The organism is Nitrobacter sp. Nb-311A (assembly GCF_000152905.1).
Lineage (GTDB): Bacteria > Pseudomonadota > Alphaproteobacteria > Rhizobiales > Xanthobacteraceae > Nitrobacter.
Genome location: NZ_CH672417.1, coordinates 201,215 through 212,727 on the forward strand (window position 1 = coordinate 201,215; position 11,513 = coordinate 212,727).

Consider the following 11,513-nt stretch of genomic DNA (forward strand, 5'->3'; position numbering starts at 1 on the left):
ACACCCGCGTCTTGCCTGGGGCGAGCCCGGGCACAAGCTCCGCGAAGCAATCCGGCAGCAACGACAAGGCCGGACCGTTTCGTTGCTTGCACTGCTCACAACGACAAAGTCTTTTAAGGAATCTCCGATGGACGCCTCCCTGCTCGACAACCACAAAACCCGCGCGCGATCCTGGTTCGAGCAACTGCGCGACGATATCTGCTCGGCTTTTGAAAAGCTGGAAGATGACGCGCCCGCCTCGCTCTATCCCGGCAGCGCGGGACGTTTCGTCCGCACGCCGTGGGAGCGCACCGACCACACCGGGCAGCCCGGAGGCGGCGGCGTCATGTCGATGATGCACGGGCGGCTGTTCGAGAAGGTCGGCGTGCACTGCTCGACCGTGCACGGCGAATTCGCGCCGGAGTTTCGCGCGCAAATTCCGGGAGCTGCGGATGATCCGAATTTCTGGGCGTCGGGCATCTCGTTGATCGCCCATATGCGCAATCCGCATATTCCCGCCGTTCACATGAACACGCGCTTCGTGGTGACCACGAAAGCATGGTTCGGCGGCGGCGGCGACCTGACGCCGGTGCTGATGCGGCGCCGCACGCAGGAGGATCCCGACAGCGTCGCATTCCACGCGGCGATGAAGTCCGCCTGCGACGCTCACGCCGCCATCGCCCCGTACGACAAATACAAAACCTGGTGCGACGAGTATTTCTATCTGCCGCATCGCAAGGAAGCGCGCGGGATCGGCGGCATCTTCTATGACTGGCATGACAGCGGCGATTGGGATGCCGATCTCGCCTTCACGCAGGATGTCGGGCGGGCGCTGCTCAGGGTCTACCCCGAGATCGTGCGCAGCAATTTCAACACGCCCTGGACGGCGGCCGATCGCGAGGAGCAGGTGATCCGGCGGGGACGTTACGCCGAGTTCAATCTTCTTTACGACCGCGGCACCATTTTCGGGCTGAAGACCGGAGGTAACGTCGAGTCGATTCTCTCCTCGATGCCTCCCGAGGTGAAATGGCCATGACGGAGTATTCCGCCCGCGCTCACAGCCGGTGATCGCGCGTGAACCGTGCAACGGTCTGATCGGCGATCGCCGAAAGCCGCGCGGAATCGAGCGGGAAATCCTCGGCCAGCCAGGCATCTTCCGCGATCGTCAAGACGTGTCCGAGCGCCGGACCTTCCGCGATTCCGCGTGCGACGAAATCGCCGGCCTTCAAAGGAAAGGCCGGCGGCTGCCAGCGCTGCGGCAGGCTTGCGACGTTTAGCCACGGCGCCGGATCGGCGCCGAGCCCAGCCCGCGACCACGCCTGCATCAGCCGGTCGCGAAAGCGCGTCGCGCCAAGCCGGTACAACCGCCGCCGCGCGGTCGCCTCGTCCATGCCGCCGAGCCGCCACCAGCGATGACCCATCGAGTCCAGCTCTTTCGCCTCGGCATTGGAAAGCCGCAATCTCTGCGCAATCCGCCGCGCATCTTCGGTGACCGATACCGCAAGCGCCGCGAGCCGGCGGATCGGATCCGGCGCAAGTTCCAGCGCGCGCTCTGCCGCCATCATCGCCGCGAGCGGTCCACGATAGGAGACCCCGCCGAGAAGAGCCAGCAGCAGGCCGCCATCCTCCATCGCCACCACTGCCTCCACCGCGCCTTCCGCGACCAGCAGCTTCAGCATCTCCGCCCGCACCCGTTCGGCCGACAGCGTGACAAGTCCGGCGCGGCCGCGAATGCAGGCGAGATGGCCATTGCGGTCAGGTTCGCCTGCGCCATAGGCCGCGTGAATCCGGAAAAAGCGGAGTATGCGCAGGTAATCCTCTGCGATGCGCCGATCCGGATCACCGATGAAGCGCACCCGCTTAGCCGCGATGTCATCGAGTCCGCCGACGTGATCGTGTACTGTCCCATCGCTATCGACTGACAGACCGTTGATGGTAAAATCGCGGCGCTCGGCATCGCGCGCCCAATCCCGGCCGAACGCAACCTTGGCCCTGCGGCCGAAGGTTTCAACGTCTTCGCGCAGCGTCGTGATTTCGAATGGCCGGCCTTCGACGACCAGCGTAACCGTGCCGTGTTCAATTCCGGTCGGAATACTTTTGATGCGGGCCGAGGCCGCGCGGCGCATGACTTCTTCGGGCGGCGCCGTGGTGGCGACGTCGATCTCGCCCACGGGCAGCCCCATCAAGGCGTTGCGGACCGCGCCGCCGACGACCCGCGCCTCCTCGCCGTTACCATTGAGCAGCGCAAGAACGCGCACTGCCGGACCCGATTTCAGCCAGCCCGCATCGCATAGCGGGCGGGCCTTGTTCACCTCTCAACTCCGGGCACGAGTTTGCCATTCTCAAGATGCGCGGGAATATAGGTTGAATCCGGCGGCGCGCCCGAGAAATTCGCCAACAGAACGAAACTGACGACGACCAGCACCAGCGCCGCGAGCGAGAGCCTCACCACGACGTGCTGTGGCCATGAGGCCGCAATCATGAAGTCCACACGGTTGGCGATCAGATATGCCGCGTAGATCGCAAACGGAATCAGGAAGATTCCGAGTTCCATTAGAACGGGACGGATCATTTCAGATAGACTCGCTCGTACAGCACGCGCAGGATCCCGGCAGTTGCGCCCCAGATATTTCGCTCGGCGAACGGCATCTCGTAGAACGAGCGCGTTTTGCCGCGGAATTGCTTCCGGCCGAGTTTGTGATTGAGAGGATTCATCAGAAAGGACAACGGCACCTCGAATGCGTCGTCCACTTCATCCGTATTGATGCGAAGATCAAATCCCGGCCTCACTCGCGCCACCGTCGGCAGGATACGGAAGCCGAAACTTGTACCATAAAGATCAAGATACCCGATCGGCTCCACAAAGTCGCGCGTCAGCCCGACTTCTTCCCATGCCTCGCGCAGCGCCGCATCGATGGGCGAGGCGTCGGCCGCGTCGATCTTGCCGCCGGGAAACGCGATCTGGCCGGCGTGTTCGCTGAGATGCGCCGCGCGTTGCGTCAGCAGCACGGTCGGCTGCTCACGCGCGACCACCGGGATCAGCACCGCCGCGGGCCGGATCGGCTTTTCCAGAGCGATCGTCCGGAGCACGGCATCGTTGTCATGGTCGCCGGTCAACGGAACGATGCCGGCGTCCGTCAGTCCGGGCGGGATGTCGAAACGCAACCGTGCCCGGGCGCGGTCGAAAAACGTCTCAGGGCCGACATCTGGGTTCGCGACGCCTGTGTTCACCATGGGAACGTTCAACCTGCGTCCCTCACCTGCTCCGCATCCGCCATCGCGAAGAACCCGCCGCCCGATTCGACCCCGAACATCATTTGACCATCGACCATCCGTTGCTCACCCATGTCAACAAGATCGTAATACAACGACCTTGTCACCTTGGCCCAGAGACCGGCGCGAACGTGCAGATAGGGCTTCAATCCGCCCCCCTCCGAGCGCTCGAAACGCAGCCGGTGCTCAAAATCGCATGGCACCCAATCACCGACATTGGTACGGAACCGAAGCAGGCGGCCATTTTCGTCCCGATTCCCGACCATTTCGACGGCCAGAAACGGGGCGTCATCGACGCTGATGCCCACTTTCTCCACTGGCGTCACCAGAAAGTATCTGCCATCCTCGTATTTCAGGATCGTGGAGAACAGACGCACCAGCGCAGGCCGGCCAATAGGCGTCCCCATATAATACCATGTGCCGTCGCCAGCGATTCGCATGTCCAGATCGCCACAAAACGGTGGATTCCACAGATGTACCGGCGGCAGCTCGCTGCCGGGCGAGCCCGCGGCATCGCGCGCGGCGGCGGTCAGGCCGTCCAATGTCCGACTAGCAGGCCGCCCTTGCTTCGCCATGGTTTACCCCGACGCTGGTCACCTCTTCTGCCACAAAGGGGAACGCCACACTAGCCGATGCGGATCGGGCATCGGAATCGACGCGCTCATTCGCCATTTCATGATGCCGCTCAAACTCGAGAAACCGGATATTGTGGGAATAGTTTGGTTCTAATGAATGCATGGCGTTTGCGCGGATTGAACAGTTCATGGCGCGAGGACGCAAATCGCGTGGCCTCGCGCAGGGAGTGACGGATGGCTATGGACTCGGACAAGAGTGTCGAGAAACTCGAAGACGTGATCGTCCGCTCGGCCGAGCAGGTCGCCGGGCAAGTTCGCGCGGCGCGGGACGCGATTTCCTCCGTCATCTTCGGTCAGGACCGGGTTATCGAAAACACGCTTGTGACCGTCCTCTCCGGTGGGCATGCGCTCCTCATCGGCGTTCCCGGCCTCGCCAAGACCAAGCTCGTGGAGACGCTCGGCGTGACGCTCGGACTTGACGCCAAACGCGTCCAGTTTACGCCGGACCTGATGCCGTCGGACATCCTCGGCGCCGAAGTGCTGGACGAGAGCGGTAGCGGCAAGCGCTCGTTCCGCTTCATTGCCGGGCCGGTATTCGCACAGCTTTTGATGGCGGACGAAATCAATCGCGCCAGCCCGCGCACGCAATCAGCGCTCTTGCAGGCGATGCAGGAGCAGCACATCACCGTCGCCGGCGTGCGCCACGACCTGCCCAAACCCTTCCATGTGCTGGCGACGCAAAATCCGCTGGAGCAGGAAGGCACCTATCCGCTGCCCGAAGCGCAGCTCGACCGTTTCCTGATGGAGATCGATGTCGACTATCCGGATCGCGACGCTGAACGCCGCATCCTGTTCGAGACGACCGGCGCCGAGGAGACGCTGGCGAAAGCCGCAATGAATGCCGACGTCGTTCTTGCCGCGCAGCGGCTGGTGCGGCGGCTTCCAGTGGGCGACAGCGTGGTCGAAGCCATTCTTTCGCTGGTCAGGTCGGCGCGCCCCGGACCGGAGAGCGGCGAACCCGGAAAACTGATCGCGTGGGGACCGGGGCCGCGCGCCAGCCAGTCGCTGATGCTGGCGGTGCGCGCCCGCGCTCTGCTTGACGGACGTCTTGCGCCATCGATCGACGACGTTCTCGACCTCGCCGAGCCGGTGCTCAAGCATCGCATGGCGCTGACGTTCTCGGCCCGCGCGGAAGGCCGCTCCATTCCCGACGTCATCAAACAACTCAAGACGCGGATCGGTTGATGGCCGCAGCAGCCGGACACGTCGGGCACGAAATTGAAGCCGTCAGACGTGCTGATGGTGAAAGCCGCACGCTGGCGGCGTCGCTGCCGCGTCTGGTGCTGGAAGCCCGGCGCATCGCCGCCAATGTGATCCACGGTCTCCATGGCCGCCGCCGTCCCGGCCCCGGCGAAAGTTTCTGGCAATATCGACGTTTCGTGTCCGGCGAACCTTCGCAGCACGTCGACTGGCGCCGCTCCGCACGCGACGATCATCTCTACGTCCGCGAGCACGAGTGGGAGGCTGCGCACACCGTGTGGGTGTGGCCCGATCGCTCGGCGTCGATGGCCTTTGCCTCCCAAAACGCACGCGACAGCAAGCTCGAGCGCGCTTTGATCGTGGCCTTCGCATTGGCTGAATTACTCGTGGCCGGCGGTGAACGCGTCGGCGTTCCGGGGCTGATAAATCCAACCGCGAACCGCAACGTCATCGACAGGATAGCCCAGGCGATGCTTCATGACGATCGCGCGCGCACTAGCCTGCCCCCCTCGTTCGTTCCGTCTGCCCGGTCGGAGATCGTCGTGCTGTCGGACTTCTGGTCGCCGATCGCCGATATCCGGTCCATGCTGGCCGGACTATCGGCTTCCGGCGCGCACGGCACGCTGCTGCAAGTGGTCGATCCAGCCGAAGAGACATTCCCCTATGCAGGGCGTGTCGAATTTGTCGAACCCGAGGACGGCCGGGTCATCACCGCCGGCCGCGCCGAACGATGGGCCGGCGACTACCACGCGCGCGTCGCGCTGCATCGCGACCAGATCCGCGCGGAAACCCAAACGCTCGACTGGCTGTTCTCGACCCACACCACCGACCGGTCCGCCGCGGACCTGCTGTTGTTCCTCCACAGCGGCATGATGGCGAGCAGGGGAAGCGGCGGCGGCTCGGCCAAAGCGGGGCGCGTCGCGTGATGCCGGCCCTTCCGCTGTCATTCCTGCAACCGCTGATGCTGCTCGGCCTGCTCAGCCTGCCGCTGCTATGGTGGCTGCTTCGGGTGATGCCGCCGCGCCCGCGCCGGATCGATTTTCCGCCGGCGCGACTGCTGTTCGACATCGCGCCGAAGGAAGAAACGCCTTCGCGCACCCCGTGGTGGCTGACCGCACTGCGTCTTGCGGCGGCGGCGCTGGTGATTCTCGCGGCTGCCGGACCGGTGTGGAATCCCAAAACCGGCGCAGCCCACAGCACCGCGCCCTTGACGATCCTGCTCGACGATGGCTGGAGCGCCGCCTCGAGCTGGGAGACGCGGATCAAGGCCGCGGATCAACTGATCACTGAAGCCGACAGCGACCGTCGAGGCGTTGCCATCGTGCCCTTGTCGGACCCGGCGCAGAACATCACGCTGATGCCCGCCGGAACCGCGCGCGTAGCGCTGCGGCAGCTTGCTCCGAAGCCATATGCCGTCGAACGCGTCGAAACGCTGCCGGCGCTCGCACGCTTCCTGAACACCACGGGTGACAGCAATATCGCGTGGCTGACCGACGGGATCGACAGCGGGCGTGGAACGGAATTCGTCGACGGACTTCGCAAGGTGATCGGCGACCGTCCCCTGACCATCGTCGAAGGCGGCACGCTGCCCGCCCGTGCGCTGACCGCGGCGGAAAACGCCGCGGCGCGGATGACCGTGAAGATACTGCGCGCCAATACGAACGGCGCAGCCGACGGGGTCGTCCGTGCGCTCGACCAGAAAGGGGCGCCGATCGGCGAGACGCGATATGCGTTTGCGCCTCAGAATCGCGAAGCGGAAGCCGCGTTCGACCTGCCGCTGGAGTTGCGGAACGATATCGCCCGGCTGGAGATCGCCGGGGAGAGATCGGCGGGCGCGGTGCAATTGCTCGACAAGCGCTGGCGCCGGCGCGCCATCGGCGTGGTCAGCGGATCGAACGCCGACAGGGCTCAGCCGTTGCTTGCATCGACTTTCTATCTGAGCCGCGCGCTGGCGCCGTTCGCCGATGTCCGGCTCGGCGACAGCGGAGCCCCGCAACAAGTCATCACCCAATTCCTGGATCAGAAGCTGCCAATGATCGTTATGGCCGACGTTGGGGCGCTGTCCCCGGAACTGCGCCATCGGATCGACGGCTGGATCGAGCGGGGCGGCGTGCTGGTGCGGTTCGCCGGGCCGCGCCTGGCGCAGGCGGACGACGACCTGGTCCCGGTAAAATTGCGGCGCGGCGGCCGCAGGCTGGGCGGCAGCATGACATGGGAAACCCCGCAGCATCTCGCTGCTTTCGCCGCGGACGGACCGTTCGCCGGCCTGGCGGTGCCGAATGACGTGACCGTCAGCCGGCAGGTGCTGGCCGAACCGGATGCGACGCTGGCGGCGAAGAGCTGGGCCTCCCTCATCGACGGAACGCCGCTGGTGACCGGCGAGCGCCGCGGCAAGGGCCTGCTGGCGCTCTTTCACGTCAGCGCCGACATGCGCTGGTCCGACCTGCCGATGTCGGGCGCTTTTGTCGAGATGCTGCGACGAATCGTCGATGCCTCCGGCTACACCGCGAACCCAGGTAGAATTCCAGACGCCGACGCCAAGGCGGAAACCGTCGCGCCACTGCGGACCCTTGACGGTTTCGGCGCTTTCGGACCCCCGCCCGCCACCGTGAAACCCCTGCGGGCCGACTATCGGGGCCGCGGCACCACCGAGCATCCACCGGGATTCTACGGCCCGGCCGACGGGCCGATTGCCGTCAACACGCTGGCGGCGACCGACCGGATCGTACCGCTCGACACCTCGACCCTGACGGCGCGGCGAGCGAGTTTCACCAATGCCGAACCGCATGATCTGCGAGGTATCCTGCTGTCATCGGCGCTTGCGCTGTTTCTGGCGGACGCCGTCATCGTGGCGCTGCTTGGCGGCGGCATGGCCATGCTGTTGCGTCGCCGCGCGGCTCAAGCGGCGCTGGCTGCCGCGCTTGCCCTGCCGGCGGTTGCGATAGCGCCTTCACCTTCGCACGCCGACAGCGCCAGTGACGAGTTCGCCGTGAAGGCCGTCTCGCGGACCCGGCTCGCCTATATCGTGACCGGCAACGCCGACGTCGACGCCATCGTCAAGGCGGGCATGAGCGGACTGACACTGTTTCTGGCGCAACGCACGGCGCTTGAAGCCGGCGATCCGGTCGGCGTCGATCCGGCGCGCGACGAACTGGCGTTCTTCCCGCTGATTTACTGGCCGGTGGTGCCGGGCGCGCCGACGCCGCCGCAAAACGCTCTCGACAAGATCGACGCCTACATGAAGCAGGGAGGCACCATTGTGTTCGACACCCGCGACGCAATCGATGCGCTGCCGGGGGCGGACGGCGAATCCCAAACGCCCGGGATGCAACAACTGCGCACCATCCTGACCTCGCTCGACATCCCTGAGCTCGAACCGGTGCCACACGAGCATGTGCTGGCCAAGACCTTCTATCTTCTGCAGGCCTTTCCGGGCCGCTTCACCACCGGCCAGACCTGGGTCGAGGCCATGCCGCGCAATGAGGACGACGAAGCGGCCTCACGACCGGCGCGGGGCGGCGACGGCGTTTCCCCGATCATCATCACCTCGAACGATCTCGCCGGCGCCTGGGCCATGCGTCCCGATGGCCAACCGATGCTGCCGCTCTCGCCGGGCGAGCCACGTCAACGCGAATTCGCGTTCCGCGCCGGAGTGAACATCGTGATGTACACGCTGACCGGCAACTACAAGGCCGATCAGGTTCATGCTCCCGCGCTGATCGAACGGCTGGGCCAATAGGACCGCAGCATGCAGTACGGCATCGCCTTCGCCCCGCTGGTTCCCGTGATCGTGCTGTGGAGCGCCTTCGCCGCCATTGTCGTGATCGCGGCGCTGCTCATGATCGCCCGCGCCCGCGGCGCGGCGGTGCGGGTGGCGGCGCTGGCGCTGGTCCTGCTCGCGCTCGCCAATCCGTCGTTCACCCGGGAAGAGCGCGAACCGCTGTCCTCGGTGGCCGCCGTCATCGTCGACAAAAGCCCGAGCCAGAATTTCGGCAACCGCACCGATCAGGCCGCAAGAACGCGCGAAGCACTGGTTGATCGCCTCAAGCGGATCAAGGGGCTTGAAGTCCGCGTCGTCGATGCAGGCCAGGCGGACGGCGAGACCGACGGCACCAGGCTGTTCTCGGCACTTTCCACGACCCTGTCCGATGTGCCGACCGACCGCGTCGCCGGCGCCTTCCTGATCACCGACGGGCGCGTTCACGACGTTCCGGGCAACGTCTCCGCCTTAGGATTCAAGGCGCCGGTCCATGCCCTTATCACCGGCCACACGGACGAACGCGACCGCCGCGTCGCGATTGTCGCCGCGCCGCGTTTCGGCATCGTCGGCCAGACCCAGACGGTCACCTATCGGCTCGACGACCAGGGCGTCAGCGGCGAGCGCGCGAAAGCAGTGGTGCGCCGCGACGGCGAAGTCATCAGCGAGCGCACCGTTCTGAGCGGGGAAACCGTCAACGTCGATGTCGGCATCAAACATGCCGGCCAGAATATCGTCGAGATCGAAGTCTCGCCGCTGGCGAACGAATTGACGCCGGTCAACAATCGCGCCGTGGTGCCGATCGACGGCGTCCGCGACAAGCTGCGAGTGCTGTTGGTATCGGGGGAGCCGCATTCGGGCGAACGAACATGGCGCAACCTCTTGAAGTCGGACCCCAGCGTCGATCTGGTGCACTTCACGATCCTGCGCCCGCCTGAAAAGCAGGACGGCACGCCGATCCACGAACTGTCGCTGATCGCTTTTCCGACGCGCGAGCTGTTTCAGGAGAAGATCAACGAATTTCAGCTCATCATCTTCGACCGCTACGCGCGCCAGGGCGTGTTGCCGACCGCCTATTTCGACAATATCGCGCGCTACGTGCGCGCGGGCGGCGCGGTGCTGGTTTCAGCCGGACCGGACTACGCCTCGACCACCAGCATCTGGCGGACGCCGCTGGACACCGTGCTGCCGGCAGAACCGGTCGGCGTCACCGAAAAACCGTTCCACGCCCGTCTGAGCGATGCCGGTAAACGCCATCCTGTCACCCGAGGGCTCGAAGGTTCCGCGAGCGATCCGCCGCACTGGAGCCGATTCTTCCGCGAAGTCGACACCCGCAACGTGTCGGTGCCGCCCGTCATGACCGGCGCCGACGGCCAGCCGTTGCTGTTGCTGTCGCGATATGACGAAGGCCGGGTGGCGCTGCTGTTATCGGATCACATCTGGCTGTGGGCACGGGGCTATGAGGGCGGCGGACCGCATCTCGACCTGCTGCGGCGGATGTCGCACTGGCTGATGAAGCAGCCCGAGCTCGAGGAAGAGACCCTGCGGCTCACGGTCCAGGGCAAGGACCTCGTTGTGCAGCGCCAGACCATGGCCGACGCCGTCGCTCCGGTCACCGTGACCTCGCCCTCCGGCAAGACCCGGGAACTGTTGCTGAAGGCCGCCGAACCCGGTTTGTGGAAGGCGGCGCTGACGGCGGACGAACTCGGATTGTGGCAGGCGACCGACGGCACGCTGAAAGCTCTGGTCAATGTCGGGCCGGTCAATCCGAAGGAATTTTCCGAGGTTACGTCAACTATCGACGCGCTTAAGCCGCTGGCGCAGGCCAGCGGCGGTGACGCCCGGCGGATCGCGAATGGTTCGGACATCGACGTTCCGCGCATCGTTCCGGTGCATGCCTCCAGCGTTTTTCGCGGCGAAGGCTGGTTGGGCGTACGGATGCGTAACGCCAGCGTGGTCCGCAGCGTCGGCGTGCTGCCGGTGTTCGCCGGACTGATCGGGCTATTGCTGCTGCTCGGCGCCTTTGCAGCAACCTGGCTTCGGGAAGGACGCTGAACCTCCGCTTCTTGCCATCCGTTGCACAAAACCCACAGTCGCGAGCTTGACTACCATATCGTAGGGCCGCCGCCGCAAGTCACCGTTGACATCAGGCCGGAACCTGGATGTTATATTGTAACATCCGAGCCACCGGAGGAAATGCCGGGAGGGCGTGGGGCACGTTGCAATGAAGTGGTTCCGGTCAAACCTCAAACACGGATCGCGGCTCGCGCTGCTCGCGCTTGCGATCCAGTTTGTGCTGTCGTTCGGACATCATCACGGCTCCACGGCGCTCGCGGCGTCCTCCCTCTCGATGCAGGCCAGAGACGCCGGCCGGATCGAGGCCGACAAGCCTATCGCGACCCGAGACGCATTCGTCAGGGATTCCGCAAATACCGCGGCCACGCGACCGGCTGAACCGGCGTCAGATCACGATAAGGACAGCGATTACTGCGCCGTTTGCGCTGTCATGGCGCTCGCGGGCTCGGTGATGTTCACCGGGCCCCCGGTTTTGCTGCTGCCGGATGCCTATCATTTCCTGTACCTGGCCACCGAAGCCGAATTCAAGCACCTCGAACCGCGGCACGCCGTCTTTCAGCCGCGCGCTCCTCCCGCCTCCTGACGTCGATCAG

The 11,513-nt window shown here is 65.2% G+C and carries 10 protein-coding genes; 6 read left to right on the forward strand and 4 right to left on the reverse strand.

Translation table 11 applies throughout. The annotated features are described in order from the left end of the window. Nucleotides 1-127 precede the first annotated feature (127 nt). Entirely contained in the window at nt 128-1,015 is an 888-nt protein-coding gene (gene hemF, locus NB311A_RS12220; RefSeq protein WP_009798879.1) for an oxygen-dependent coproporphyrinogen oxidase, read from the forward strand. A gap of 19 nt (nt 1,016-1,034) precedes the next feature. Here the strand turns inward: hemF and NB311A_RS12225 are convergent, their stop codons facing one another. Genes NB311A_RS12225 through NB311A_RS12240 form a run of 4 tightly spaced genes read right to left on the reverse strand, consistent with a single transcriptional unit; the run spans nt 1,035 to nt 3,827 of the window. After that, the gene (locus NB311A_RS12225; protein WP_009798880.1) at nt 1,035-2,291 is read right to left on the reverse strand and encodes a CCA tRNA nucleotidyltransferase; all 1,257 of its coding nucleotides are present in this window, start codon (nt 2,289-2,291) and stop codon (nt 1,035-1,037) included. Next, nucleotides 2,288-2,551 (reverse strand): DUF6111 family protein, encoded by a 264-nt coding sequence (locus NB311A_RS12230; protein ID WP_040675013.1) that lies wholly within the window; start codon nt 2,549-2,551, stop codon nt 2,288-2,290. Before NB311A_RS12230 ends, NB311A_RS12225 begins: the two co-directional genes overlap by 4 nt. Beyond that, nucleotides 2,548-3,213, reverse strand: a complete 666-nt coding sequence (locus NB311A_RS12235) for a CoA pyrophosphatase (protein WP_009798882.1) — start codon at nt 3,211-3,213, stop codon at nt 2,548-2,550. The genes NB311A_RS12230 and NB311A_RS12235 overlap by 4 nt, the downstream gene beginning before the upstream one ends. 8 nt (nt 3,214-3,221) lie before the next feature. Next, the gene (locus NB311A_RS12240; RefSeq protein WP_009798883.1) at nt 3,222-3,827 is read right to left on the reverse strand and encodes a DUF1285 domain-containing protein; all 606 of its coding nucleotides are present in this window, start codon (nt 3,825-3,827) and stop codon (nt 3,222-3,224) included. Between the two features lie 240 nt (nt 3,828-4,067). On the opposite strand from NB311A_RS12240, the gene NB311A_RS12245 reads away from it, so the two are divergent. From NB311A_RS12245 to NB311A_RS12265, 5 genes are all read left to right on the forward strand, one after another. Beyond that, nucleotides 4,068-5,072: a MoxR family ATPase gene (locus NB311A_RS12245; RefSeq protein ID WP_009798885.1), complete on the forward strand. Its 1,005-nt coding sequence runs from the start codon at nt 4,068-4,070 to the stop codon at nt 5,070-5,072. After that, the gene (locus NB311A_RS12250) at nt 5,072-6,013 is read left to right on the forward strand and encodes a DUF58 domain-containing protein (RefSeq protein ID WP_009798886.1); all 942 of its coding nucleotides are present in this window, start codon (nt 5,072-5,074) and stop codon (nt 6,011-6,013) included. Before NB311A_RS12245 ends, NB311A_RS12250 begins: the two co-directional genes overlap by 1 nt. Continuing rightward, nucleotides 6,013-8,826: a DUF4159 domain-containing protein gene (locus tag NB311A_RS12255; RefSeq protein ID WP_009798887.1), complete on the forward strand. Its 2,814-nt coding sequence runs from the start codon at nt 6,013-6,015 to the stop codon at nt 8,824-8,826. The genes NB311A_RS12250 and NB311A_RS12255 overlap by 1 nt, the downstream gene beginning before the upstream one ends. Before the next feature lie 9 nt (nt 8,827-8,835). Next, nucleotides 8,836-10,899 carry a membrane protein gene (locus tag NB311A_RS12260; RefSeq protein WP_009798888.1) on the forward strand — a complete coding sequence of 688 codons (2,064 nt, stop codon included), beginning with the start codon at nt 8,836-8,838 and terminating at the stop codon, nt 10,897-10,899. A gap of 154 nt (nt 10,900-11,053) precedes the next feature. Next, nucleotides 11,054-11,503, forward strand: coding sequence for a DUF2946 family protein (locus NB311A_RS12265; RefSeq protein ID WP_366007050.1), 450 nt, complete (start codon nt 11,054-11,056; stop codon nt 11,501-11,503). The last annotated feature ends 10 nt before the right edge of the window (nt 11,504-11,513 follow it).